At 68.9% G+C, this 25,967-nt stretch carries 19 protein-coding genes; 6 read left to right on the plus strand and 13 right to left on the minus strand.

Going from position 1 to position 25,967, the window contains the following annotated elements; genetic code table 11:
- Positions 1 to 198 precede the first annotated feature (198 nt).
- Positions 199 to 1,239, plus strand: a complete 1,041-nt coding sequence (locus tag OX958_RS27180; protein ID WP_270132533.1) for a LacI family DNA-binding transcriptional regulator — start codon at positions 199 to 201, stop codon at positions 1,237 to 1,239.
- Here OX958_RS27180 and OX958_RS27185 read toward each other — a convergent pair.
- From OX958_RS27185 to OX958_RS27205, 5 genes are read right to left on the minus strand one after another with little or no spacing between them, the layout of a single operon-like run.
- Complete coding sequence (locus OX958_RS27185; RefSeq protein WP_270132535.1) at positions 1,218 to 3,164, minus strand: beta-galactosidase; 1,947 nt, start codon at positions 3,162 to 3,164, stop codon at positions 1,218 to 1,220. The genes OX958_RS27180 and OX958_RS27185 overlap by 22 nt on opposite strands.
- Positions 3,161 to 5,353, minus strand: coding sequence for a sialidase family protein (locus tag OX958_RS27190; protein WP_270132536.1), 2,193 nt, complete (start codon positions 5,351 to 5,353; stop codon positions 3,161 to 3,163). The genes OX958_RS27185 and OX958_RS27190 overlap by 4 nt, the downstream gene beginning before the upstream one ends.
- A gap of 21 nt (positions 5,354 to 5,374) precedes the next feature.
- Positions 5,375 to 6,334, minus strand: coding sequence for a carbohydrate ABC transporter permease (locus OX958_RS27195; RefSeq protein WP_270132537.1), 960 nt, complete (start codon positions 6,332 to 6,334; stop codon positions 5,375 to 5,377).
- Positions 6,331 to 7,308: an ABC transporter permease gene (locus OX958_RS27200; RefSeq protein ID WP_270132538.1), complete on the minus strand. Its 978-nt coding sequence runs from the start codon at positions 7,306 to 7,308 to the stop codon at positions 6,331 to 6,333. The genes OX958_RS27195 and OX958_RS27200 overlap by 4 nt, the downstream gene beginning before the upstream one ends.
- Entirely contained in the window at positions 7,292 to 8,959 is a 1,668-nt protein-coding gene (locus OX958_RS27205; protein ID WP_270132539.1) for an extracellular solute-binding protein, read from the minus strand. Before OX958_RS27205 ends, OX958_RS27200 begins: the two co-directional genes overlap by 17 nt.
- A gap of 153 nt (positions 8,960 to 9,112) precedes the next feature.
- On the opposite strand from OX958_RS27205, the gene OX958_RS27210 reads away from it, so the two are divergent.
- Together OX958_RS27210 and OX958_RS27215 are read left to right on the plus strand one after the other, a co-directional pair.
- The gene (locus tag OX958_RS27210) at positions 9,113 to 10,318 is read left to right on the plus strand and encodes an ROK family protein (RefSeq protein ID WP_270132540.1); all 1,206 of its coding nucleotides are present in this window, start codon (positions 9,113 to 9,115) and stop codon (positions 10,316 to 10,318) included.
- 220 nt (positions 10,319 to 10,538) lie between these two features.
- The gene (locus OX958_RS27215) at positions 10,539 to 13,376 is read left to right on the plus strand and encodes a glycoside hydrolase family 3 protein (protein ID WP_270132541.1); all 2,838 of its coding nucleotides are present in this window, start codon (positions 10,539 to 10,541) and stop codon (positions 13,374 to 13,376) included.
- On the opposite strand, the gene yicI is transcribed toward OX958_RS27215, so the two are convergent.
- From yicI to OX958_RS27245, 6 genes are all read right to left on the minus strand, one after another.
- On the minus strand, positions 13,360 to 15,585 hold the full coding sequence (gene yicI / locus OX958_RS27220) for an alpha-xylosidase (protein ID WP_270132543.1): 2,226 nt from the start codon (positions 15,583 to 15,585) through the stop codon (positions 13,360 to 13,362). The genes OX958_RS27215 and yicI overlap by 17 nt on opposite strands.
- Positions 15,586 to 15,596: 11 nt before the next feature.
- Positions 15,597 to 16,445 (minus strand): carbohydrate ABC transporter permease, encoded by an 849-nt coding sequence (locus OX958_RS27225; protein WP_270132544.1) that lies wholly within the window; start codon positions 16,443 to 16,445, stop codon positions 15,597 to 15,599.
- On the minus strand, positions 16,442 to 17,317 hold the full coding sequence (locus OX958_RS27230; RefSeq protein ID WP_270132546.1) for a carbohydrate ABC transporter permease: 876 nt from the start codon (positions 17,315 to 17,317) through the stop codon (positions 16,442 to 16,444). Before OX958_RS27230 ends, OX958_RS27225 begins: the two co-directional genes overlap by 4 nt.
- On the minus strand, positions 17,314 to 18,630 hold the full coding sequence (locus OX958_RS27235) for an ABC transporter substrate-binding protein (RefSeq protein WP_270132547.1): 1,317 nt from the start codon (positions 18,628 to 18,630) through the stop codon (positions 17,314 to 17,316). The genes OX958_RS27230 and OX958_RS27235 overlap by 4 nt, the downstream gene beginning before the upstream one ends.
- A 79-nt stretch (positions 18,631 to 18,709) precedes the next feature.
- Positions 18,710 to 19,723, minus strand: a complete 1,014-nt coding sequence (locus OX958_RS27240) for a LacI family DNA-binding transcriptional regulator (protein ID WP_270139160.1) — start codon at positions 19,721 to 19,723, stop codon at positions 18,710 to 18,712.
- A gap of 432 nt (positions 19,724 to 20,155) precedes the next feature.
- The gene (locus OX958_RS27245) at positions 20,156 to 21,388 is read right to left on the minus strand and encodes a D-arabinono-1,4-lactone oxidase (RefSeq protein WP_270132548.1); all 1,233 of its coding nucleotides are present in this window, start codon (positions 21,386 to 21,388) and stop codon (positions 20,156 to 20,158) included.
- Between the two features lie 62 nt (positions 21,389 to 21,450).
- Between OX958_RS27245 and OX958_RS27250 the strand changes: the two genes are divergently transcribed.
- The 3 genes from OX958_RS27250 to OX958_RS27260 all read left to right on the plus strand — a co-directional run bounded on the left by OX958_RS27250 (position 21,451) and on the right by OX958_RS27260 (position 24,414).
- Entirely contained in the window at positions 21,451 to 22,266 is an 816-nt protein-coding gene (locus OX958_RS27250) for an inositol monophosphatase family protein (protein WP_270132550.1), read from the plus strand.
- A gap of 38 nt (positions 22,267 to 22,304) precedes the next feature.
- Positions 22,305 to 23,309 carry a hypothetical protein gene (locus OX958_RS27255; protein WP_270132552.1) on the plus strand — a complete coding sequence of 335 codons (1,005 nt, stop codon included), beginning with the start codon at positions 22,305 to 22,307 and terminating at the stop codon, positions 23,307 to 23,309.
- 73 nt (positions 23,310 to 23,382) lie between these two features.
- A complete protein-coding gene (locus OX958_RS27260; RefSeq protein WP_270132554.1) occupies positions 23,383 to 24,414 on the plus strand; it encodes a YdcF family protein in 1,032 nt (343 codons plus the stop codon).
- Positions 24,415 to 24,426: 12 nt separating this feature from the next.
- Here OX958_RS27260 and OX958_RS27265 read toward each other — a convergent pair whose 3' ends face one another.
- Positions 24,427 to 25,185, minus strand: a complete 759-nt coding sequence (locus tag OX958_RS27265; protein WP_270132556.1) for a sulfite exporter TauE/SafE family protein — start codon at positions 25,183 to 25,185, stop codon at positions 24,427 to 24,429.
- A complete protein-coding gene (locus tag OX958_RS27270) occupies positions 25,182 to 25,955 on the minus strand; it encodes a FadR/GntR family transcriptional regulator (RefSeq protein WP_270132558.1) in 774 nt (257 codons plus the stop codon). Before OX958_RS27270 ends, OX958_RS27265 begins: the two co-directional genes overlap by 4 nt.
- Positions 25,956 to 25,967: the final 12 nt, after the last annotated feature.

Below are 25,967 nucleotides of genomic sequence, written 5' to 3' on the forward strand. Positions count from 1 at the left end.
AATGATTCGAACAATACCGGTCGTCGAATTCGAATCGAATTCGACGAATTCGTTCATCGCTTTTACAGCGGCGATTGCGAGAACTATCCCAGGGCATATCCGAACAATCAACAAGCATTTCGCTCTTGACAAGGGCAGCGATTCACTCGACCCTGGAGCCTGAGAAATCGAAGCGCTTCGATCCGCGAAGCCCGGACTTTGGAGGCAGCCATCGTCACGATCGCCGACGTCGCCCGGCACGCAGGCGTCGCGGCCAGCACCGTGTCGTACGTCCTCAGTGGCAAGCGGTCGATCTCCAGCGAGACCCGCGACCGGGTGCAGGACAGCGTCCGCGCCCTGGGCTACCGGCCGAACGCGAGCGCCCGCGCGCTCGCCTCGAACCGGTCCAACGTGCTCGCCCTGGTGATCCCGTTGCGGGCCGGCATGCACGTCCCGGTGCTGATGCAGTTCGCCACGGCGGTGGTCACGACGGCCCGCCGCTACGACCACGACGTCCTGCTGCTGACCGCCGACGAGGGCCGTTCGGGTCTCGAGCGGGTCTCGCAGAGCGCGCTGGTCGACGCCCTGGTGGTGATGGACGTGGAGCTGCACGACGAGCGCGTCCCGTTGCTGCGGGAGCTGCCGATGCCGTCGGTGCTGATCGGTATCCCCGCCGACACCGAGGGCCTGACCTGTATCGATCTCGACTTCTTCGCCGCCGCCGAGCACTGTGTCGATCACCTGACCGGGCTCGGCCACCGTGAGATCGCCTTGCTGGGAACGCCTTCGGCCGTCTACGAGCGGCAGACCGGCTTCGCCGCCCGTACCCTGGCAGGCTTCCGGGCAGCGGCCGAGCGGCACGGCGTGACCGGCATCGAGACGCCCTGCGAGCCGACCTTCGACGCGGTCCTCGGCACGGTCGAGCAGCTGCTGCGCGAACATCCCCGGATCACCGGCCTGGTGGTCCAGAACGAGCCGATCATCGGCCCGCTGCTGGACGTCCTGCGCAAGCTCGGCCGGCGGGTGCCGGAGGACATGTCGCTGCTGGCGATCTGCGCCGACGACGTGGCCGAGCGGCATGTTCCCAACCTTTCCTCCGTCACGCTGCCGGCCGACGAGATCGGCCAGCAGGCGGTCGAGATGCTGATCGCCAAGCTCGAAGGCAGCCAGCCGGCCGCCGTGACGCTGGTACCGGCGCAACTGGTGCCCCGCGCCAGTACCAGCGCAGCCCCGGGCACTCAGGCCCGCACCACCGCCTGAGCACCGGCCGCCAGCCTCAACGGACTCACGACCTCCACACCGGACAGCAGCTCGAAGCCCGTGACGGGGATTGCCACGTCCTCCTCCGAGTGGTTGATCAGCACGGTCCAGGTGACCTGCTCGGCCTTTCGACGGACCACTTCCACTCCGGCGGGCAGGCCGGGCTGCGCGACGCCCGCACCGCGAACCACCTGCCCCACCAACTCTCCGTACCCCGCGTCGTCGAGCTGCGTCGACACGTACCAGGCCACGCCCTCGCCGTACTCGTGCCTGGTGATCGCAGGCGAGCCGTCGAGCACCCCACCGGCGTACCGGTCGACTGCCTCGGCCCCAGCCAGGTGGACGTGCTCGCTCCACAGACCACCTCGACCACCGGAGGCCAGCTCGACCTCCGCGACCGGATGAAACTCCTCGACCCTGATCCCCAGCACGTCGCGGAACGCTCCGGGATAGCCACCGAGCCGCACCTGCGCGTCCTGATCCACGATCCCGCTGAAATACGTGACCAGCAGATGTCCACCGCCTTCGACATAGCGGGCGATCGACTCGGCAGCCGCATCCGAGACGAGGTACAGACTCGGCACGACCACCACCCGGTACGCCGAGAGGTCGGCGCCAGGGCCGGCCAGATCAACGCCGATCCCGGCGGTCCAGAACTGCCGGTGAGCGGCCTGCACCGCCGTCAGGTAATCGAGGTCCTCCGACGGCAGATGAGTCGCCTGCATCACCCACCAGGCCTCGGCGTCCCACAGGATCGCGACCTCGGCCTCCACCTCGCTGCCGTCCAGCTCGGCCAGCCGCGGCAGCGCCGTACCGAACTCGGCGATCTCGCGGAACCTCCGCGAGTCCGGACCGGCGTGCGGCACCATCGCGGAGTGGAACATCTCCGCTCCACCCCGCGAAGCGCGCCACTGGAAGAACAGCGCTCCCCGCGATCCGCGAGCGAGATGGGACAGACTGTGCCGCGCCATCCGGCCAGGCTCCTTGGTGTGCAGCCGATGGCCGTCGTTCACCGAGCCGGCCGCCTGCTCCATCAGCAGCCACGACTTGCCACCCGCCCATGATCGGGCCAGATCGGCGCCGAAAGCCGTCTGTTCCTCGGCGCCCCGGCCCGCACTGCCGGGGTAGTGGTCGATCGCGACCAGGTCGACCTCGCTCCCCCAGCGGGAGTGGTCGACCGGCACCCAGCCGCCGAAGACGAAGTTGGTCGTGATCGGCAACTTCGGGGTGAGGCCGCGCAGAACCGCCTTCTGCTCCCGGAACGCCTCGAGCAGTTCGTCGGACCAGAACCGGCGGAAGTCCAGCGCCTGCGTCGGATTCACCAGGTACTGCGTCGTACGCGGCGGCTGGATCTCCTCCCAGTCGGCGTACCCCTGACTCCAGAACGCCGTGGTCCACGCGGCGTTCAGGCGATCGAGTTCGCCGTACCGATGCTGGAGCCACCGCCGGAACGCCGCCGCGGCGTGGTCGCAGTGGCAGGTCGTGCCGTACTCGTTGTGGACGTGCCACATCGCCAGCGCCGGGTGCTCGGCGTACCGCTCACCCAGCGCCTTGGCGATCCCCACCGCCGCCTCCCGGTACGCCGGTGCGCAGGCGCAGTACGTGTCCCGGCTCCCGTGCGTCAGCCGTACTCCGCTCGCGTTCACCGGCAGCGCGTCGGGATGGCGCAGGCCGAACCACGGTGGCGGCGATGCCGTCGGAGTCGCCAGGTCGACCTGCACACCCCCCTCGTGCAGCAGGTCCATCACCTGGTCGAGCCAGCCGAACTCGTACCGCCCGGGCTCGGGTTCGAGGCTGGACCAGGCGAAGACGCCGACCGTCACCAGGTTCACGCCGGCCTGGCGCATCAGGGCGACGTCTTCCTTCCAGACCTCCGGCGACCACTGCTCGGGGTTGTAGTCACCACCGAAGTAGAGCTTCGTCATACCGGTTCCCCGTAAGGGATTCCGAGGCCGTTCGTGGAGACGTAGACCCGTCCGAACACCCGTGGGTCCCCGGAGATCGCGTCGTTGGTGGACGCGTACTGGTGCCGGTCGTCGTTCACCCGGATCCATCCGGCGCCGCTGTCGTCGGACCGGAAGATCCCCCACACCCCGTCGACCTTGCCGGAGGTGTAGACGGCCATCTCGGTCCTCCCGGGCGCGGCCTTGCCGAAGCCCACCGTCAGCGCCTGCTCGATGGTCGCGAGCCGCTGATAGGTCAGGCCCTGGTCGACCGAGCGATACATTCCACCGGCGCCAGCGGCCAGCCAGCAGTGCCCGCTCCGGTTCAGCACGGTCTCGAGCTTGCCGCCGCCGGCCGGCAGGCCAGTTGCCGTCGGCAAGAAAGTCACACCGCCGTCAAGACTCCGGTACGCCGTACCGGTGGCAGCGTCGAAGGCGTAGAACAGACTCGGGCTGACCCGGTCGGCGACCATCGCCACCTGGTTGGGCAGCCCACTGATCGGTGTCCAGGTCGCCCCACGGTCGCGCGAGTAGTGCGGGGCAACGTCGCCCGGCACCCACACGATCGTGCGGGCGTCCGTGCTGACGACGATCTTGCCAGGCTGCGCCGAACCGCTCGGCTCCCCCGCGAACGGCTGCCAGCTGATCCCCGCGTCGGTGGAGTAGGCCCCACGTTCCAGGCTTCCGCCGTACGCGACCCGGACCACGAACCCCTCGGCCTTCGCCGCGTAGTCGACACTCGGCGAGCTCCCGCTGACCGGGTTGGCCGCCTGCCCGTCCGGCGGTACGACGTCCAGCCGCGCGTGCCGGTAGACCCCGATGTCGCCGAGCGCGCTGATCAGCGGAGGTCCCCAGGGCGGGCTGATCAGGTCGAGCACGGCCGTCTCCTCCAGCCCCTGCGCCCGGACCGACCAGTGCGTACTGCGGCCCGCCTCGGCGTTCGTCACGTCGTCGGTGCCGAAGATCGTCGCGCCGGTGACGTACATGACCTTGCCGGAGTCGAACGGGTCGATCGAGATGTCCCCGATCATCCAGCCCAGCTTGGCCGTGCCGTGGAAGTCGAGGAACGGAGCACCTGACGTGTCGAGGACGATCTTCGCGCCGATCGAGTGCCAGGTCGCTCCCCCGTCGACCGACCGGAAGACGTCGTCCACCGGACCCCAACGGCTCATCGTCGCGACCATCAGGGTGCCGGGCCGGCGAGGGTCGATCGCCAGCCCGGCATAGCCGAAGCCGGCCTCGCCGCCGGTGTTCGGCCGCAACGGGGTGATGTCGGTCCAGACACCGGTCGCCGTGTCGACCTTGTGGACCGCGCCGTCGTACATCTCGTACGGCCCGGGCAGGTCGCCGTAGGTCAGGTAGAGACACCCGTCGGGTCCGAGCTCGCCGTGGTGCGGCAACAGGCCGGTCGGCTGACCAGCAACGGCCGACCAGCTCGCGCCGCCGTCCGTACTGCGCCACAAGGGATTCGCCCGATCGGTCGTGCCGACGTAGATCGTCCCGGTACGCCGCCCTCGCCGCCCACCGCGCGGATCGAAGAAGACGAATCCGAGCCCCAGCCCGGCCTCACCGGTGGTCGGAAAACTCTCCACCCGCGCCCAGGTCTTCCCGCGGTCAGCACTGCGCCACAACCCTTGGTTGCGAGTGCCGAAGTACAGGATGCGGCCGTCGTGCGGATCGACCGCAAGCCGCTCGCCCATCGACCGGCCCGGCTCGTTACCGCCGAGCTTGAACGGCAGATCCGTGCGCTGGAAGGTGCGGCCCTGGTCCGACGAGCGCAGGATCGCGCCGTTGATCGGCGACCAGTCGTTCGTATAGGTGCCGACGGCAAGGTAGAGCCGGGACGGGTCCCGCGGGTCGAGAGCGAGACTCTCGACCCCGGTCAGGCTCCAGTCCTCGAAGCCGACCCATTCCAGCAACTGGACCCAGCGCTGGGTGCGTTGGTCCAGCCGGGCCGCGCCGCCGATGTCGGTGCGGGCGTAGACCAGGCCTCGCCGGGCCGGGTGATGGATGATGCCGGTGACGAAACCGCCGCCGACGATCTCGACGTTGCGCCAGCGGTACCGGCGGGAAGGGTGGTGCGGGCCGGCCGTGGCCGGCTGCGGGAACGCGGCGGCGGCCACGGCCGCACCCGCGCCCAGCCCCAGGAAATGCCTGCGGACAAGCGTCATCTCACTCCTTCTTGACGGGCTTCAGCCCTTGACCGCGCCGATGATGACGCCCTTGGTGAAGTGCTTCTGGATGAACGGGTAGATGACCAGTACCGGCACGATCGCGATCACCACGATCGCCATCTTGATCGCCAGGCTCGGGGCCGGCGCCAGGCCGATCCCGGTCGAGGTGACGCCGCCCGCTCCGGTCGGCAGCACCTGCTCCTGCACGATGTAGGTGCGGAGCACCATCTGCAGTGGCCACTTGTTGTTGTCGTTCAGGTAGAGCATCGCGTTGAAGAAGGCGTTCCAGTAGCCGACCGCGTAGAACAGGCCGACCACGGCGACCACCGCCTTGGACAGCGGCATCACGATCCGGCTCAGCACCGCGAACTCACCGGCGCCGTCGATCCGGGCGCTGTCGATCAGCTCACCGGGGATCCCCATGAAGAAGGACCGCATCACGATCAGGTTGAACGCCGAGACCGCGGTCGGCAGGATCAGCGAGCCGTAGCTGTTGATCAGGCCGAGCGAGTTGACCACCAGGTAGCTGGGGATGATGCCCGGCCCGAACAGGAAGGTCAGCAACACGACGAACAGCAGCGGCCGGTGCAGCAGCGACCCCGGCCGCGACAGCCCGTACGCCGCGAGCACGGTGATCGCCAGGCTGAAGAAGGTGCCGATCGCCGTGATCACGACGCTGATCAGCAGCGCCCGGGTGACCACGCCGCCGGAGAGCAGTTGCACGTAGGCCGCGACGGTGAGTTCCCGCGGTACGACGACCAGGCCGCCGGCCCGGGTCACCGCTTCGGTGCTCGACAGGCTGGTCACCACGACGACGTACAGGGGGAACGTGACGAGCAGGATCACCAGGCCGAGGACGACCGGTTTGCTCAGCCGGCCGAGGAAGCTGGGCTCCTCCTCCCAGACCGGACGGCCGGTCTCCTCCTCCGAGCGGCGCCGGGTGAGCCGGCGGGGCAAGGTGACGGGTTGGGTGGTCATGATCGGGAATACACCCCCTGCTCGCCCACCAGGTGGGCGAATCGGTTGGCCAGCAGGACCAGGACGAGCCCGACCACGCCCTTGAACAGGCCGGCGGCGGCGCCGTAGCCGAAGTCGCCGACGAGCAGACCCTGGTAGTAGACGTAGGTGTCGAGCACTTCGGCCGCACCGCCGCCGACCGCGCTGCGTTGCAGGATGAACTGCTCGAAGCCGACTGTCAGCGCGTCACCGAGACGAAGGATGAGCAGCAGCACGATCACCGGCCGAAGCCCGGGCAGCGTGATGTGCCAGAGCCGGCGCCAGCGGTTGGCGCCGTCGGCGGCAGCCGCCTCGTACAGCGCCGGATTGATCGTGCTCAGCGCGGCCAGGAAGACGATCATGCCCCAGCCGGCGTCCTTCCAGATCGACTGCGCGGTCACCAGCAGGATGAAGCTGTCGGGCTTCGTCATCAGGTCGACCGCCTGGTAGCCGTTCGACCGAAGGGTCTGCGCGAGCAGCCCGGCGCCACCGATCATCTGCTGGAACAGCGAGACGACCAGCACCCAGGAGAAGAAGTGCGGCAGGTAGACCACCCCTTGGACCAGCGTGCGCAGCCGGACCGACAGCACGCTGTTCAGCAGCAGGGCCAGGAAGATCGGCACCGGGAAGTAGAACACCAGCTGAAAGGCCGTGATCGCCAAGGTGTTCAGCAGCGCCGACCAGAACGCCGGCTCGGAGAACATCCGCTCGAAGTTGGCGAACCCGATGAAGTCGCTGCCCCGGATCCCGGCGTACGGCGAGTAGTCCTGGAAGGCGATCACGTTGCCGAGCGTCGGGAAGTAGTGGAAGACGCCGAGCAGCACGATCACCGGTGCCACCATCGCCAGCAGCGGCCAGTCCCGGCGCAGCCGGTGCCGCCAGCTCGCTCCGCCCGCCTTCGCGGAGCCGCGGGCCCGCGAGGCCTTCGGGCGCAGCGAGCTACCGACCGTTGTCACTGAGAACCTTGGCGTAGAAGTCGCGGCCCTCGTTGCCGCCGTTGGTCTGCCACTCCTTCACGGCCACCTTGAGCTCGCTGACCGGCCGCCGGCCGCGGTAGATGTCCTGCAGCTTGTCGTCGAACGGCTGGGCCAGCGCGGCCATCTTGGACGGCTGCTCGACCCGGATGCCCTCGAACAGGTTCGGCTCGCGGAGCTTGGCGGCGTTGTTGCCCCAGGCGTTCATCGCCTCGACGTACCCCGGGTACTCGCTCTGGGTGATCGCCTCCGGCCTGCCGCCGAGGAACGTGTAGGTGGTGGCCACCTCCTTCTGGCCCAGCGCGGTCAGCTTGGGCGCGCCGGAGCTCTGCCGGGTGTAGTGCTTGCCCTCGACCCCGTAGCTGTAGAGCTGGTTCTCCTCGGTCCCGAACGGCGCTGCCGTGTAGTTGAGGACGCCGAGCAGTTCCGCGATCCGGTCCTTGCCCAGCCCCTTCTTGACGAAGGTGAAGATGCCGGCCGGGTCGCCGCCCCAGGTGATCGGCGTCCCGCCGTCGTGCGCGAACGGCGCGATCGGCTGCATATCGAACTTCGGGTTGATCGACGACTGGCGCTGCAGCGACTCGGGCCAGGCACCGAGGCCGTCCTGCCGGATCACCAGCTGGCCACCCTCGAACAGCGGCTTCTCGTCGGTCGCCTTGTTGCCGACCACGGTCGGGTGCACGTAGCCGTTCTGGAACACCTTGCGGACAAAGGCGATCGCCTCCTCGAACTCCGGCGTCTCGACCTTGTGCACGAGCTTGCCGCTGGAGTCCTTGCGCCAGCCCGACGGCACTCCGAAGGCGCGCTGGATCTCGTCGGTGATGCCGCCGAAGGCCCAGCGGTTGGCCCGGGCATCGGTCAGTTGCTTGCCCAGGGCCAGCAGTTCGTCGGCCGTCTTCGGCGGCGCGGCGCCGACCTGGTCGAAGATGTCCTTGCGGTAGAACAGCGCCCACGGGAATCCGGTCGAGGGGAACGGGACCGCCTTCAGTTGCGAGTTCCACACGCCGTACGCCCAGGCCCTGGTCGGCAGGTTCGCCAGCAACGGGTACGCCGCGACCTTGTCACCGGCAAGGTAGGGAGTCAGGTCCTCGAACAGCTTGTCCGCCGCCTGCCCGAAGCGGGTCAGGCCGGAGATGTTCCAGCCCGGTACGCACAGCAGGTCGGGCACGTTGCCCGACGCCAGCAACGGGCCGAGCTTGTCGCCGTAGTCGTTGCCGCTCAGGATGTTGAACCGGACCGGCGCCCCGATCCGCTCGTTGTTCGCGTCGAAGTAGGTGTTGCTGCCCAGTCCCGGCGGCAGCGGCGCCCACAACGGGGTCATCGCCGTCACCTCCTTGCCGCTCTTGACCGGCTTGTCCGGTACGGCGCGCTGCAGCGTCGCCGGGTACTTCGTGAACCCGGGCGCTCCGCCGTTCTCCCCCGGCAGGTCGGGCTTGACCCCGTCGTAGGCGATGTACTTCGGCAGCAGTCCGCCGAGCTTGTCCTCGGTCTCGGCCCGGCCGTTCACCGAGCTCCCGGAGTCGCCGGACGAGCAGCCCGACAGCGTCACGCCACCCGCGGTCACGGCCGCGCCGGCGCCGAGCAGGGACAGGAAAGTCCGGCGGTTGGTGGAGCCGCCTCCAGGTCCGATCACGATGAATTCCCTTTCACGCTGGGAACGGGATGCCGTCCCGGAGTAGGATTAGTTGGGCTAGTAGCCAAACAAATTAGCTCACGACGGATCACGCCACAAGGTGTAGAACTGAGCCAGGGCGAAGACGCCCAGCCGAGCCGAACGGGACGGACCTTGACCAATCACACCGCGGACCACTCCGACGTCCGCGCCACCAACCTGGCCGCCGTGCTCGGATTCCTGCGCGCCAACGCACCCTGTTCGCGCGCGGCCATCGCCGCCGGGACGGGCCTGAACAAGGCGACCGTGACGAGCATCGTCGGCGAGCTGATCGACCGGCGGCTGACTCGCGAGACCCAGCAGACGCAGAACCACGTCGGCCGCCCTGCCACCCTGCTGGTGCTCGACGGCTCGGCGTACGCGGCGATCGGGATGGAGATCAGCGCCCGCGGGCTGACCGCGATCGCGTTCGACTCCGCCGGTGGCCAGCTGCTTCGCTGGCATCGGGCCGGCCCCGGCGCGGATGCCGGTCCGGCGAAGGCCGTCGCGGCGCTGGCGGCGCTGGCCCGGCGCGCGATCGCCGCGGTGCACGCGTCCGGCCGAGATGTCCTCGGCCTCACCGTCGGCGTGCCGGGCCTGGTCAATCGCGACGGCGCCGTCGTCCTGGCGGCCGGCCTCGGCTGGCGCGAGGTCGACCTGCGCGGCGATCTGATCGAGACCCTGGGACGGCCCGCCTTCCCGGTGCTGGTCGACAACGACTCGAACCTCGGGGCGCTGGCGGAGTACCGGTACGGGCCGCACGCGGGCAGCGCCAACCTCGTCCGGTTGTCCGGCGAGACCGGAGTGGGAGCTGGGGTGATCTGCGATGGGCGGCCATTGCGGGGAAACCTCGGGTACGTCGGCGAGATCGGCCACCTGCGCGTCAGGCCGGACGGTCCGCTGTGCGGCTGCGGGCGACAGGGCTGCCTCGAGGCGGTCGCCGGGATCCCCGCACTGCTCGCTCGGCTCGATGCGGCCGATCTGCCGGACACCGATCCGCAGGTCCGGATGGAGCAGTTGGTCAGGCGGGCCGAGGCCGGCGAGACGGAGACCGTCGAGGTTCTGACCGAGGCCGGAACGCTGCTCGGCCAGAGTGTCTGCGTGCTGGCCAATGTCCTCAACCCGGAGTTCATCGTCCTCGGCGGCTCGTACGCCGCCCTCGGCCGCTGGCTGCTGCCGGCCGTCGAGAAGGAGCTGATCGACGGCACACTGGCGCCGGAGGCGGGCGGCTGCCAGGTCGTCGCCTCGACCTTCGGTCACGACGCGACCTCGATCGGCGCCGTCGCCCGATCCCTGGACCAACTCGACTCCGGCCGCCTCCCCGCCGCCAGGAAGCCCTGACCCGGCCGCCCGCGGTCCGCCTCGGCGGGCTGCGGGTGGCGGGCTGTTAGCGCTGACATCTTGACCGTCCGCGCGGAGGGTGCGACCCTCTGTGTCAATCCTGATCGAAGCGCTTCGATATCCAGTCGACTCTCCGCCGACTCGGTTCGCTCTACTGTCGAAGCGCTTCGACTCCGCTCCCCGTCGGCAGACGGCCGAACCGCACCCGGAGTTCGATCCGATGAGCAATCCGCCGCTCCCTCCCCTTCCGCCGTTCCGCGACCCGGCCAGGAAGTTGCCGGAGCGGCTCGGTGACCTGCTCGACCGGCTCACCCCGGACGAGAAGCTCGGGCTGCTCCACCAGCACCAGGCAGCCGTCCCCCGCCTCGGCATCGCCTCGTTCCGGACCGGCACCGAGGCCCTGCACGGAGTTTCCTGGCTGGGCCCGGCGACGGTCTTCCCGCAAGCCGTCGGGCTGGCCACCAGCTGGAATCCCGAACTGGTCCGCGCGGTCGGCTCGGCCGTCGGCGACGAGGTCCGCAGGTTTCACCACGACGATCCGGCCGGAGTCGGCCTGAACGTGTGGGCGCCGGTCGTGAACCCGCTGCGCGATCCACGCTGGGGACGCAACGAGGAGGGCTACTCCGAGGACCCGTGGCTCACCGGCCTGCTGGCGATCGCCTACGGCCGCGGGCTGATCGGCGATGTCGAGGGCACCCTGAAGACCGCGCCGACGCTCAAGCACTTCCTTGCCTACAACAACGAGACCGACCGCTGTACGACGTCCAGCAACCTGCCGCCGCGGGTCCTGCACGACTACGAGCTGCCCGCGTTCCGCGCGCCGATCGAGGCCGGCGCGGCGGTGGCGATGATGCCGTCGTACAACCTGGTGAACGGCCGGCCCGCCCACCTCAGCCCGCTGATCAACGAAGTGGTCCGGACCTGGACCGAGGACGACCTGCTGGTGGTCAGCGATGCCGGTGCCCCGGGCAACCTGGCCGGCGTACAGGGCTACTTCGACGACACGGTCTCGGCGTACGCGGCGATGCTGAAGGCGGGCGTGGACAGCGTCACGCAGGACGACAGCGACGGCGGCCCGACGATCCGGCACGTGACGGAAGCACTGAAGCAAGGCAAACTGAGCGCGGCCGATGTCGATCAGGCCGTGCGGCACGCGCTGGCCATCCGGATCCGGCTGGGCGAGTTCGATCCGGCCGAGCTGGACCCCTACCGCTCCCCCGCGGCCGACATCGTCGGTTGCCCGGCACATCGGCAGTTGGCTCAGGACGCAGCCCGGCAGTCGATCGTGCTGCTGAAGCACGAATGCCACGTACTGCCGCTGAGTGCCGGAACGACCAAGCGAGTCGCCGTCGTCGGACCACTCGCGGACACGTTGCTCGAGGACTGGTACTCAGGCACCCTGCCCTACCGGATCACGGCTCGCGACGGCTTGGTCGAACGACTCGGCGCCGACGCGGTCGACTACTGCGAGGGCGTGGACCGGGTCGAGTTCCGGACCGATGCCGGCTGCCTCGGCGCCGGTGCGGACAAGGTGGTCGGACTCGGCGCCACCGGAGCGTTCGACCTGTTCGACTGGGGTGGCGGCGCCTGGACCCTGCGTTCGGTCGAGACCGGTTCGTACGTCACGGTGACCGGCACCGGCGCCCTCGTGGCCGACCACCCCGGCCCGAGCACCTGGGAGGTCAACGAGACCTTCGAGCTGCTGGCCGTCGGCGAGACATCCTCCGTACTGCGGCATCGCAACACCGGCCGCTTCGTCACGGTCGCCACCGACGGGTCGGTGACCGCGTCGGCCACCACCGCGGAGACGGCCACCGCGTTCGAACTCGTCACGCTCATCGACGGCGTGGCCGCGGCGACCGCGCTGGCGGCCGCCGCGGAGGTCGCAATCGTTGTCGTGGGCAACCACCCGTTGGTGAACGGCCGGGAGACCGAGGACCGGACCGAACTGGAACTGCCGGCCGCGCAGGACCGGCTGGTCCGCGCGGTGCACGGCGCCAACTCACGGACCGTCCTGGTGATGTCGAGCAGCTATCCGTTCGCGGTCGAGTGGGCCGACCAGAATCTGCCCGCCCTGCTCTGGTCGGCCCATGGCGGCCAGGAGTACGGCCGGGCGCTCGCGGACGTGCTGTTCGGCGACGCCGATCCGGCCGGCCGGCTGCCGCAGACGTGGTACCGGTCGGCCGCCGATCTACCGGACCTGCTCGACTACGACATCGTCGCCACCGACTCGACCTATCTCTACTTCCGCGGTACGCCGCTCTACCCCTTCGGCCACGGCCTGAGCTACACCACCTTCTCGTACTCCGGTCTGCGGCTGAGCTCGACCTCCGTGCAGGCCGACGGTGAGCTCCTGGTGAGCCTCACCGTCACGAACTCCGGCGCCCGGCCAGGCCGCGAGGTCGTTCAGCTCTACACGCATCAGCAACGCTCGCGAGCCAAGCAGCCGCTGCGGCAACTGCGCGACTTCCAGCAGGTCTCACTGGCCGCCGGCGAGAGCGTCGAGGTCCAGCTACGGATCGCGGCGGCCGATCTCGGGTTCTGGGACGTCACCCGCGACCGGCGCTGCGTGGAGACCGCCCGGCACAGCCTGCTGATCGGAAGGTCCAGCACGGACACCCGGCTGACCGCATCGTTCGACGTGGCCGGCGAGTGGATCCCGCCGCGGGAGATCTTCGCCGCACCCCTGGCCGCGACCTCGTTCGACGAGTACTGCGCGACGACGATGACCGACACCACCCCCGAGTACGGGGACGCAGTCCGCGCGCTGGAGCCCGGCGCCTGGCTGGCTTTCGAGGACGTGGATCTGGACAACGGCGCCACCCACTGTGTCGCCCGGGTGGCCTCTGAGCAGCTCGAGAGCGGCACGATCCAACTGCGCCTGGACGATCCGCTGCACGGTCCTCTCCTCGGCACCGTGCAGGTCCCGCCGACCGGTCACCGGCACACATGGGTGGAGAGCGGCACCCCGCTCGCTGCTGCTCGCGGGGTGCACGCTCTCTATGCGGTCTTCTCCGGCGCGTCGATCGCGCTGGAGAGTCTTACTTTCGAACGCTGACGGTGAACCGCTCGCAGGCGCCCTCGACCACGCGGGCGCCTGCATCGCCGTCGGTCAGCGTGAGCTCGACGACCGCGACGGTCTCCCCGTTCGGCCCGGGGAGACGGACGCGCGCCACCTGACCTTCGGTGGGCGCGAACCAGCGCAGTTCGACCCCGTCGGCCCAGTCGTAGTCCGGGCGGTCGTCGACGGCGCCGACTGCGATCACCGCACCCTGGCGGACCAGGACCGGCAGGCTCTCGAAGCCGTGGGTCTGGGAGACCCAGCGGCTGCCGGCCAACTGCTCGCCGGTCAGCAGGTCGGTCCAGGTGCCCTCCGGCAGGTAGAACCGGACCTCACCCTCCTTGCTCATCACCGGCGCGACCAGCAGGTCGGGGCCGAGCATGTACTGCCGTTCGAGGTAGGCGACGCCGGGATCGGTGGGGAACTCCAGGATCATCGGCCGCATCATCGGCGTACCGTCGGTGTGGGCTTGTTCGGCGACTGTGGCCAGGTAGGGCATCAGCGACATCTTCAGCTTGGTGAAGCGCCGCAGTACCTCGACCGCTTCCTCGTCGAAGGCCCACGGCACCCGGTAGGACCCTGAGCCGTGCAGCCGCGAGTGCGACGAGAGCAGTCCGAACGGGACCCAGCGTTTGAAGACCGCCGCGTCGGGCGTGCCCTCGAAGCCGCCGATGTCGTGACTCCAGTAGCCGAAGCCGGACGACGCCAGCGAGAGCCCGCCCCGCAGCGACTCGGCCATCGCCTCGAAGGTCGACTCGCAGTCACCACCCCAGTGCACCGGGAACTGCTGCCCACCGACCGTCGCCGACCTCGCGAACAGGACGGCGTCGCCCTTGCCCCGGTTCTCCTCCAGCAGTTCGAACACGGCCTCGTTGTAGAGGTGCGGGTAGTAGTTGTGCATCCGCTCCGGATCGGAGCCGTCGAACCAGACCACGTCCTCGGTCGGGATCCGCTCGCCGAAGTCGGTCTTGAAACAGTCCACCCCGAGGTCGATCAGCCCCTGCAGCTTCGACCGGAACCACTGGGTCGCGGCCGGATTGGTGAAGTCGACGATGGCCATCCCGGCCTGCCACATGTCCCACTGCCAGACCGAGCCGTCGGGCCGCTTCAGCAGGAAGCCGAGCCGCCGTCCCTCCTCGAACAGCGACGACCGCTGGGCGATGTAGGGGTTGATCCACAAGCTGATCCGCAGCCCCCGCTCCTTCAGCCGGCGCAGCATCCCGGCCGGATCGGGGAACGCCGCCGGGTCCCAGAGGAAGTCGCACCAGTGGAACTGGCGCATCCAGAAACAGTCGAAGTGGAAGACGCTGAGCGGCAGGTCGCGCGACGCCATCCCCGCGACGAAGCTGTTCGTCGTCTCCTCGGTGTAGTCGGTGGTGAAGGAGGTGGACAGCCAGAGCCCCATCGACCAGGCCGGTACCCGGGCGGGCCGTCCGGTCAGCGCGGTGTAGCGACGCAGCACGTCCTTCGGGGTGGGACCGCTGATGACGTAGTAGCTCAGCTCCTGTCCCTCGACGCTGAACTGGTTGCGCGAGACCACCTCCGACCCCACCTCGAAGGAGACCTTCGCCGGCGTGTCCACCAGGACGCCGTACCCGGCGCTGGTCAGGTAGAACGGGACGTTCTTGTAGGCCTGCTCGCTGGACGTACCGCCGTCGGCGTTCCAGATGTCGATCACCTGGCCGTTTTTCACCAGCGGACCGAACCGCTCGCCGAGGCCGTAGACGGTCTCGCCGACGCCGAGCGCCAACTGCTCGTGCAGGTGGTGCCTGCCGTCGGCGTCGGTGACGAGTCCGATGCTGCGGGCCGACGAACCGGTCAGCACCCGGCCGTCCCGCTCGAAGCGCAGGTTCCACGGGCCGTCGAGCTCGAGGACCGCGGTGAGGTCGCCACTGGTCAGCCGGGCCACCTCGTCGTCCACCTCGATCTTGACCGGGTGGTCCTGCTCGGTCGTCAGCCGGTACGCCGGCCGCGGTGGTACTCCGCCGCTGTGGTGCTCGATCCGGACCCCGATCACGCCGGGCGCCGGTGAGCTCACGGTGATCGTGAACAGCGGCTGGTTGAGGGTGTCCCCACGCCCGACGATCTGTTTGGCCGGCGCGTACGCGACCAGGGTCCGTTCGGTGGTCTCGACGCTCTCGACCGCCGCCGGACGCAATCTGGTCAGGCCGGGGCGAAGCTGCCAGTAGCCGTCTGTGAACTTCATCGACTGCCTCTCTACTTGACCGCGCCGACGGTGACGCCGCGGGTCAGGGTGCGCTGGAAGATCAGGAAGAACACGACCGTCGGGAGCAGACTGATCAGCGCTCCGGCGTTCGTGGTGGTGGCGTCCATCAGCCGGTCGCCCTGCAGGGACGCCAGGGCGAGCGGGACGGTCTGGGTGCTGTTGTCGATCAGCATCACCAGCGGGATGAAGAACTCGTTCCAGGTCCAGATGAAGAAGAAGATCAGCAGCACCGACAGCGTCGGCCGGACGGTCGGCACGACCACCCGCCACAGCGTGGTCCAGCGCCCGGCGCCGTCCAGCGCGGCCGCTTCGAGCAGCGCCTTGGGGAAGGTCCCGAGCACGGAGGCGAGCAGGTACGTCCCGAACGCGCTCTGGATGACGGTGAAGATGATGATCACGCTCAGCCGGCTGTTGTACAGACCGGTCCACTTCGCCATCGCGTAGAGCGGATAGACCAGTGCCTCCTGCGGAATCATGTTCGCCAGCAGGAACAACGCGACGATCCACAGCCGGCCGCGGACCCGGCCGATGCCGAGCGCGTAGGCGTTCAGCAGTGACAGGACGACACCCAGCACCGCGACGGAGCCCGCGATGACGACCGAGTTGAGCAGCTTGCCCTCGAACTGCACCTGCCGCCAGTAGGTTTTCAGCCCGTCGAGCTGGAACGACTCGGGCCACGCCAACGGCCCGTTGCCGGAGTAGTCGGCAGGCGACTTGAAGGCGTTCATCACCATGACGGCGAACGGCACCAGGACCAGTGCCGCGGTCAGGGCGACCAGCACCAGAACCACCCAGCGGGCCTTGCCCTGCCGGAAACGATCGGGGTCCGCGCGGCTCACTCCTCGGCCCTCCTCTGAACCTTCAGAAAGCCGATGCTCACGGCAACGATCACCAGAGTGAGCGCGGTCGCCACGGCGGCGCCGTACCCGACCTGGAGCTTGTTGAAGAACGCGTTGTAGGCGAAGTACGACGGCACGGTGGTGGCGTTGTCGGGGCCACCGCGGGTGAGCGCCCAGATCGGGCCGAACACCTTCAGCGCGGCGATCGTGCAGGTCAGCGTGACGACGAACGTCTCCGGCCGGATCTGCGGCAGCGTGATCGCCCGGAACCGGGCGAACCAGCCGGCCCCGTCGATCTCGGCCGCCTCGTACAGGTCGGGGTCGACCCGTTGCAGCGCGGCCAGGAAGATCACCACCGGATAGCCGATCTGGACCCAGATCATCACCAGCATCACCATCGGCAGCGCCGTCTTCGGATCACCCAGCCAGTCGTGCTCGCCGAGGCCGATCGCCCGGCCGACCGCGTTGACCGCGCCGTCGGGCCGCAGCAGCCAGCCCCACAGGATGCCGGCCACGACCACCGGCAGCACCTGCGGCAGGTAGAAGGTGGCCCGCAGGAACGAGGCCGTCCGCGGCCCGAACCGCCGGCCGATCACGTCGAACAACGCGGCCGACAGCAGCAGCCCGATCAGGGTCGGCACCACCACCATCGCGATCACCATCGCCGCGGTGTTGCGGAACGACGTCCAGAAGACCTCGTCGCGCAGCAGCCGGCTGTAGTTGTCCAGGCCGATCCAGCGCGGGTCGCCGATCCCGGACCACTTCGTCAGCGACAGGTACAGGTTGGCGCCGAACGGGACGGCGACGACGGCGGTGAAGGCGACGGCTCCGGGCAGCAGGTACCACCAGTAGCCTGCCTTCCCGCGGGTCATCCGTTCTTGATTTCTTCGACACCCCGGTGATAGGCCTTGCCGAGATCGACGAGCACCTGATCGGGGTTCTTCGAGCCGTTGATCAGCGACTGTCCGCCGGCCACCAGCACGTCGTAGTACCCCGGCACCGGCCAGTCCGGGTAGAAGGCCAGGCCGTCGTCCTTGGTGATCGCGGCGAAGTTGGCGATCAGCTCCTTGTTCCTCGGATCCGTCACCTGGGACAGGTCGGCCTTGACCGGTACGCCGCCGTTGTTGGCCATGATGGTCTGGATCTCCGGCCGCATGGTGATGTCGATGAAGTCGTAGGCCAGCTTCTTGTTCTTCGACTGCTCAGGGACGACCCAGAGGTTGCCGGACGATCCGGCGTTCAGCTTGTTGCCCGGGAACAGGAACGTGCCCCACTCGAACTTCTTGATCTCGCTGGCGAACCGGCCGTGCCACCAGGAGCCGCTGACGATCATCGGCGTCCGGCCCGCGATGAACGCGGTGCCCATGTCCTCGGCCTTCAGGCTGGCCGACTGCTTGGAGACGTAGCCCTTGCCGACCCACTGCCGGAAGGTCTCGGCGCCGTACCTGAGCGGATCGGCCTGGAAGTCGACGCTGCCCTTGTAGAGCTGGTAGTTGTCGACGAACGAGCGGTCGGCCTTGGAGAGCGCGAGCTGGTAGTACAGCTGCCCGGCCGGGTACTCCGCGCCGGCCATCCCGAGCGGCGTGACCTTCTTCGCCACGAAGGTGTCCATCGCGGCGGTCAGCTCGTCGAGCGTCTTCGGTACGGCGACGCCGTACTGCTGGAAGAGCGCCTTGTTGTAGTAGACCATCACGTACTCGCCGTAGTTCGGGACGCCGAACCAGTTGCCCGACCCCATCACGCCCTTCTCGTCGTACCGGGCGGTGGTCTGCAGGCTCGGGCTGAGCGCCTTGTCCCAGCCGCGGCTCGCGACCTCGTCACTCAGGTCGGTCAGCAGGCCCTTGGAGCTGAGCAGTCCGGCGGTGGCGTTGCCCTTGTTGTACTCCATCAGGTCGGGCGCCTGGTCGGAGGCGAGGATCATCGAGGCGTTCTGCTGGATCTGCTCGAACGCCTTGCGCTCGAACTGCACGGTCACCCCGGGATGCTCGCTCTCGAACACCTCGATGGCCCGGTCCCAGGCCTTGCCCATCGCGCCGTTCGCGCTCTCGTAGTGCCACAGCTTCAGCGTTCCGCCCTGGCCACCGTCGCCGGCGGCACCGTCGTCGCCGCCACTGCAGCCGGCCAGGACGAGGGCGAGCGAGACCATCGCCGCCCCCATTGAGATCATGGTGCGGGGAGACCGCATGGGTGTACTCCTTTGAACGGGTGTCTGTCCGGTGGTTCCTCGGTCCGTCGTCGCGTTGCAGCGCGGCGGCGGACGCCTCCTACTTCAGCTTTCGTGGTCTGGCACTGGTTCCCCGGACCTCCAGCACACACGGCAGCAACTCCTCGTACGTCGTACAGTCGCCGTCGGCCAGCCGTCGCAGCAGGACCCGGGTGGCCGCTGCCGCCAGGTCGGCGCCTGGTGACGTCATCGCCGTCAGAGTCGGGCTGGCCAAGTCGGCAACCACCTCCGACGTCACCATCGACACCACCGAGATGTCCCACGGCACGTCCAGGCCGGCTTCGCGCAGTTCGGCCAGGATGCCGAGCGCGGCGTTCTCGTTCATCACCAGCACGCCGGTCACTTGCGGACGTCGCTCCCGCGCCTCCCGGATCGCTTGGCGGCCACCGGTGGCGGTGTCCTCCGTCGGCACCATCACGCCGTCGATCTCGTGCCGCCGCAGCGCGGCCTCGAAGGCGGCCGCCGTTCGGCGCGCCGGGCCGTACCCGCTGGCCAGGCTAGCCGCGGAATGGTTGACATAGGCAACTGTCCGGTGCCCCAGCCCGACCAGGTGCGCGACCGCGTCGTCGACGGTCTGATCGAAGTCGATGTCGACACAGGCCAGCCCGTCCTGGTCGTCGGTGCGGCCGATCAGCACGAACTGAGCCTCCAGCTCCCGCAGCAGTTCGACCCGTCGATCGGCCAGCTGTACCTCCATCACCAGGAACCCGTCGAGCAACCGCTGGGTCGCCAGCGTCCGCAGTTCCTCACTGTCGTCGGCACCGACCGGGCACAGCATCAAGTGGTAACCAGCCTGCCGAGCCGCCTCGGTGGCGCCGGTGACGAACGCGGTCTCGGTCGCCCCGAGGGACCGGCCGGTCAACGGCAGCAACAACCCAAGAATGTTGCTACGCCGGCTGGCCAGTCCACGCGCCATCGCGTTGGGCTGGTACCCGAGCTCGGCCATCGCCGTCAGCACCCGCTCCCGGGTCGCCTCCGAGATCGGCCGCGTCCCGGTCAGCACATAGGAAACGGTGCTGACCGACACCCCGGCACGCTGGGCGACATCAGTCATCGTCGCCACGGCACCCTCCTCATCGAAACGCTTCGTCGAAGCGTTTCGACAAAAGGTAGGTCAGGACCTGAGAGTCGTCAACACTTCACTGTCAGGCGGGAAGGCGGTGATGCCGTCAGTCGGCACTCGGACGGGTAGCGCAGGACGCCGGCGCCGGCGACAACCCGCTCCGCACGCACCAGGCATCGGCGACAACCCCGCTTACCACGCACCAGGCATCGGCGACAACCCCGCTTACCACGCACCAGGCATCACGACCACACCAGCTGACACCCCCGGCTGCTGCGGCTGCTGCGGCTGCGGCTGCGGCTGCGGCGATTGCTACAACGCCAGCCCACAGCGAACCGCACCATCCACGCCCACTCGGCCTCTCACCGACCCCGGGTGGGCACGACGCTCAAGCTGCAACGCGAGTACGGGCGGGGCAAATACTCAAGAAGGCAAGTAAGTATTGAGGTAGTCGTTGCGAAACTTACCCGCAGGGTCGTACCGCCCAGCCAGCGCAACAAACTCCGGCACCATCGGATAGCATTCCCGCAGAGTCGCCGCGTCGGCGGTGAAGACCTTCCCCCAGTGCGGCCGCGCACCCAGCGGCAGCAACGCCTCTTCGAGATCGGCGACGACAGGCCGGACCGCTGCCTCGTCCTGGATCCAGGTGAAGTGCAGAGCGACCGTGTCGCGGCCCTGGCTCGGGCTCAGCCACTGCTCGTCGGCGGCGATCGTGCGAACCTCGGAGATCTGGATGACCGGAGCCATCCGCTCGCCGAGCCGCTGGAGCTCCTCGAAGGCCTGCGGCGCCGCGGCGCGCGGGACGAAGTACTCCGACTGGAGCTCCTCGCCGTTGCTCGGGGTGAACTCCAACCTGAAGTGCGGCAGCCGTTCGTTCCAGGCCCCGACGACCCCGTGCTGCTGGGTCGCGAAGTCCGCGGGCATCGACTTGATCGGGTGCCGGGAGCCGTCGGCCTGCCGGGCCCCCAGCCAGGTCGGCTCGTACGGCGTACCGGCGTGCATCTTGCGCCAGACCATCACGTCCGGGTCGACCCAGTCGGTGAAGGCACTGACGCTGTAGGCGCTGGCGAAGATCTCCTCGAAGTCCGTGCCGAGGCGCGCCACCGGCAGTCCGTCGTACACGACCTGGCTGAGCTCGTACGACGGTTGCGTGTCGAGCTGGAGCAGGACGGTCACCCCCAGGGCGCCGAGCGAGATGACCGAGCCGGGGAAGTCGGCGTCGCCGCGGGCGAGCGTGACCAGCTCGCCGTCCGCGGCGACGAAGGTGATCGCGCGGACCGCGGCGGCCAGCGGCCGGTTGGTGTCGCCGGAGCCGTGTGTTCCGGTCGCGCACGCACCCGCGACGGAGATGTGGGGCAGCGAACCGAGGTTGTGCAACGCCCGGCCCTCGTCCTGCAGGGCGGCCGTTACTTCGCCGTACCGCAGGCCGGCCGAGATGCTGACCGAGTCGTCGGAGAGGTCGATCGAGGCGATCCTCGGCAGCCCCGCGACCGACAGCAGCGTGCCGGTCGTGTCCGCGATCCGGTTGAACGAATGCCCGCTGCCCAGCACTCTGACGTTCTCCGACAGCCGCACCAGCTCCTGGAGCTCGGGCACCGTCCGGGGCGTCCGGACGTCTGCCGAGAAGGTGATGTTGCCGGCCCAGTTCTTCGTCATCTGCCCCACACCCTTCGTTGGTCCCGTGCAGCTTTGCATATCGTCTCGGATACTTTGAGTGCATGCCCTCCGATGCCGAGCTGCTCGCGCTCTCCCAGGACCTGTCCGCCACCGCCTCCGAGGCCGCCCGGCTCGTCGCCGACGATCTGCGGACCGCCTTCCGCGCGGGGATGGACGTCGAGTTCAAGCGCGACAAGCACGACCCGGTGACGGTGCACGACCGGCGGGCCGAGGAGACCATCTCCGCGCTGCTCACCGAGCGTTTCCCCGGCAGCACCATCGTCGGCGAGGAGGACGGTGAGCACCAAGGCCGGGGCGAGATCACCTGGTACGTCGACCCGATCGACGGCACGGCGAACTTCGCCCGCGGCCTGTCCTTCTTCTGTACCTCGATCGGCGCCGTCCTCGACGGCCGGATCGTGGCCGGCGCGATCCTCGACCCGATGGCGGGCAACCTCTTCACCGCCGACCTGACCGGCGCCTGGCTCAACGCCAGTCCACTGCGCTCGTCCGGCCCCCGCGAGGAGGCCGAGGCGACCATCCTGACCAGCTATCCGAGTGCCCGCGACATCGCGGCCGACGGAGCCGAAGGCCTGGCTTCCTTCGGGGAACTGGTGTCGGCGTACGGAACGCTGCGCCGGCCGGGCAGCTCCGCTCTCAGCCTCGCCCACGTCGCGGCCGGCTGGGTCGACGCGACGGTCGGCTTCTCGAACAACGCCTGGGACATCTGCGCCGGTGAGCTGCTGGTCCAGCAGGCCGGCGCCAGCTATCTGGCCTTCGGTGGCGAACCGGGCTGGAACCAGCCGAACTACGCCGCCTACAGCCCGGACCTCGAGCCCACCGCGCTGAATCGCTTCCTGACTGACCTCCAGAAGTAGTTAAGGTCGGCCGCAAGCCCTTTCGAGAGGAACACATCTTGCGTCTCACCAAGACCACCGCACTGGGACTGGCCGCGGTACTGGCCGGCGGAGCCGCCGCGATCGTCGCGGTCAACGGGTCCGACAGTTCGCAGGCCGCCACCCAGAGCACCGCCGCACCCGCCGCCCAGGCAGCGCAGGTCGCGGCGAGGGCGATCACTTGCAGCACCGCGACCGGCGGAAAGCCCTTCTACGACGGGCCTTCCGCGTCGAAGGTTTACGACGCCCGCTTCGGCAAGAGCGCCGCCGTGGCGAGCCTCGGCACGCACACGCCGCAGGGTCTCGGCACCTGGTTCAACTGGGACGGCAAGAAGAACCTGTTGCTCGTCGTCTCCTACCGCAAGGGCGCGCGGTCGCAGATCATCGGCATCGACCCGGCCACCAACAAGACGGCCGGCGTCGTCGCGATCGACGCCACCCACGGCGGCGGAATCACCACCAGCAACGGCTGGGCCTTCGTCCAGGGCAGCACCAACGGCATCCGTAAGTACAAGCTGTCCACGCTCAAGACCGCGATGAAGGCCGCCGGTACGCCGTACATCAAGCCGGTCGGTGCCGAGCGCAAGGTCTACGGCGCGTCCTTCCTGACCAGCTACGGCGGCTACGTCTGGTCGGGCAAGTTCAACGACAAGGGCCGCGACAAGATGTACCAGTACAAGATCAACAGCAACGGCTCGCTGACCACGGTGAAGAAGGCCTGGGAGATCCCCACCAAGACCCAGGGCCTGCTGGTCACCGGCACGCACTTCGTCTTCAGCACGTCGTACGGCCGCGACAAGCGCAGCAACCTGTACGTCGTCCGCCGCGGCCAGCCCGATCTGGACAAGGCCAGGCTGAGCTGCTTCCGGGCGCCGAGCATGTCCGAGGGCATCACCGAGTTCGGTGGCCGGGCGTACCTGCTGTTCGAGTCCGGTGCGCACCTGTACCGCGGCGACTCCAGGACCCTGAACGTGATCTCCCACTTGCACAAGGCAACAATCTCCTCGCTCACCAAGCTGGCCTGACGACCCAGGGGCGCGGATCCCCCCTTGCTTGCCGAGGGCATGATTTGATGACGACTCCGTGCCCTCGGCGACCTTGGAGCTACCCGAAGTGATCGACAGCGGTCTGGTCATTCCGTTCGGAATCTCCGGGTTCTGGTTCCTGCTCTTCCTGATCACCTGGATCCGGGACCGGCGGGTGCTGCGCAACGGCGTCTTCCTGGTGCTGGCGCTGATGTTCGCCGGTATCGGCACGGTGTTCCTGATCGACTCGGTCTACGAGCCCGCGGCCAACTTCGTGGTGTTCGCGGTACTGGTCGCGATCCCGCTGACCATCTTCGTGCTGGCGATCTTCCTGACCGCCAACGGCGTGACGATGTGGAAGCGCGAGGGCCACCGGCCGGCCAACCTGCTGTCCCTGCTGGCCGGTACCGGCATCATCGCGTTCGTCGGGTTCAACGTGATCGTCCAGCAGCTCTCGTCGCCGGCGCTGGAGACGATCCGGGCGACGCTGATCGGGATGCTCACCTACGTCTCGTTCCTGTTCGTCTGCTTTCTGGCGTACTCGTTCGTCTACGCCCGGGTCCGGCTGCTCCGCAAGGTCGACTTCATCGTCGTGCTCGGCTCCGGCCTCCGTGGGTCCCGCGTACCGCCGCTGCTGGCGAGCCGCCTCGACCGGGCCAGAACCGCCTGGCAGAAGGAGCATTCGAAGGGCCGGACCCCGCTGCTGATCACCTCCGGTGGCCAGGGTCCGGGCGAGGACGTCCCCGAGTCGCACGCGATGGCGGTCTACCTGGTCGAGCGCGGCGTACCGGCCGACCAGATCCTGCTCGAGGACGAGTCCAGGTCGACCTTCCAGAACCTCACCTTCAGTGGCCGGCTGATGGCCGGGCTGAATCCGAAGTACCGCTGCCTGATCGTCACGAACAACTACCACGCTCTGCGCGCCGCCTTCACCGCCCGCAAGGCGAAGGTCAACGGTCAGGTCCTCGGTGCCCCGACGGCCGCCTACTTCTGGCCGAGCGCCACCATCCGCGAGTTCGTCGCCGTGCTCGCCGATCACAAGTGGATCAACGGTGGCGTCCTCGGCCTGATCGCGCTCAGCGGTCTGGGCCGGCTGGTCTTCTGACGCCGTCCCGGGTCAGAGCATCGTGACGGCGGCGGTGATGCCGGCCAGCACGATCAGGACGCGCAGCAGGGTGGGTGGCAGCAACCGGCCGATGTGGCTGCCGGCGTAGCCGCCGACGACTGAGCCCGCCGCGAGCAACCCGACGGCGGCGTAGTCGAGGTCGGCAGCGAAGACGAAGATCAGGCCGGCGACGAGGTTCGCCGCCAGGATGGCCAGGGTTTTCAGGGCGTTGACGATCCGGAGCTCCAGGTCGAGGCCGAGGCTCAGGACCGCCATCATCATCACCCCGGAGCCGGCACCGAAGTAGCCGCCGTAGACCCCGGTGAGCGCGGCGAAGACGGTGGTCGCGGGCGACAGCGCAGTACGCGGGCCGTGGTCGTCGGGTTTGCGGGATCGCAGCCAGCGGGAAATCCACGGCTGCGCACCGACCAGCAGGCAGGTGAAGAGGATCAGCCACGGCACGATCGACTCGAACACGCTCGACGGCAACGCCAGCAGGAGTACGGCGCCGCCGACCGAGCCGACGGCACAGGTGATCACCACGAACCAGGTCACCTTCGGCTGCTCGCGCAGTTCCCGCCGATACCCCAGCGACCCGCCGAGCCCGGCCGGGATCAGCCCGACGGTGTTCGACGCGTTGGCCACCACCGGCGGAATCCCCAGCGCGATCAGCACCGGGAAGCTCAGCAACGAAGCGACCCCCACGGTCGAGGTCAGCAGGCCGGCCCCGAGCCCGGCGGCGACGATCGCAAGCTGCTCGAGTCCCGTCACGACTGCTCGCGCGATGGATCACCAGGTACACGTCCTGACACCGCATCGCCTCGCTCACCACCCGGCGCCGCGCCGGTCTCGCGGAGCAGCGCCACGTCGCTGACCAGCATGACGTGTTCGTGCATCGCCTGCGCCGCGGCGCGAGGATCGGCGGCCACGATGGCGTCGGCGACGCGCCGGTGTCCGGCGAGGGACTCGCGGGGCCGGCCGGGCTGCGACAGCGACTCGAGCCGGGTCTCCTTGATCAGGTCTTCCAGCGCCGCCATCATCTGTGCCAGCAGCTCCGACCGCGCCGCCCGCGTGACCGCGCCGTGGAACAACTCGTCCCCTTCGACGCCGCGGCCGCCGGCGGCGATGTCCCGCTCCATCTCCTCCAGCGCGGCCCGGATCGCGGCAAGGTCGGCATCCGTACGCCGGACCGCGGCCAGCGCCGCGAGTTTCGACTCCAGCGCGTCCCGCGCCTCGATGATCTCGGGCAGCCGATCCGCGTGCGCGCGGATCGCGTCGATCACCGCGCCGGCGCCGGCGCGGTCGGTCAGCACGGTCCCGTCACCGTGCCGGACCACGACGACGCCGATCACCTCCAGGGCCACCAGCGCCTGGCTCAGCGTGGCCCGGCTGACCCCCAGCCGGACGGCCAGTTCACGCTCGGGCGGCAGCCGGTCGCCCGCCCCCAGACCGTTCTCCGCGATCCAGCCGGTGATCTGCTCGGCGACCTGTTCGTAGAGCCGCGTGCGCAGTACCGGACGGGGGAAGCGGTCGTCTGCCATACGGGAGAGCTT

This window comes from Kribbella sp. CA-293567 (assembly GCF_027627575.1).
Lineage (GTDB): Bacteria > Actinomycetota > Actinomycetes > Propionibacteriales > Kribbellaceae > Kribbella.

Excerpts from the sequence above, each read along its gene's own strand:
- OX958_RS27235 (WP_270132547.1), bottom strand. The coding sequence starts at position 18,630 with ATGCGGTCTCCCCGCACCATGATCTCAATGGGGGCGGCGATGGTCTCG.
- OX958_RS27245 (WP_270132548.1), bottom strand. The coding sequence starts at position 21,388 with ATGACGAAGAACTGGGCCGGCAACATCACCTTCTCGGCAGACGTCCGG.
- OX958_RS27230 (WP_270132546.1), bottom strand. The coding sequence starts at position 17,317 with ATGACCCGCGGGAAGGCAGGCTACTGGTGGTACCTGCTGCCCGGAGCC.
- yicI (WP_270132543.1), bottom strand. The coding sequence starts at position 15,585 with ATGAAGTTCACAGACGGCTACTGGCAGCTTCGCCCCGGCCTGACCAGA.
- OX958_RS27270 (WP_270132558.1), bottom strand. The coding sequence starts at position 25,955 with ATGGCAGACGACCGCTTCCCCCGTCCGGTACTGCGCACGCGGCTCTAC.
- OX958_RS27185 (WP_270132535.1), bottom strand. The coding sequence starts at position 3,164 with ATGACGAAGCTCTACTTCGGTGGTGACTACAACCCCGAGCAGTGGTCG.
- OX958_RS27190 (WP_270132536.1), bottom strand. The coding sequence starts at position 5,353 with ATGACGCTTGTCCGCAGGCATTTCCTGGGGCTGGGCGCGGGTGCGGCC.
- OX958_RS27215 (WP_270132541.1), top strand. The coding sequence starts at position 10,539 with ATGAGCAATCCGCCGCTCCCTCCCCTTCCGCCGTTCCGCGACCCGGCC.
- OX958_RS27240 (WP_270139160.1), bottom strand. The coding sequence starts at position 19,723 with ATGACTGATGTCGCCCAGCGTGCCGGGGTGTCGGTCAGCACCGTTTCC.
- OX958_RS27250 (WP_270132550.1), top strand. The coding sequence starts at position 21,451 with ATGCCCTCCGATGCCGAGCTGCTCGCGCTCTCCCAGGACCTGTCCGCC.
- OX958_RS27195 (WP_270132537.1), bottom strand. The coding sequence starts at position 6,334 with ATGACCACCCAACCCGTCACCTTGCCCCGCCGGCTCACCCGGCGCCGC.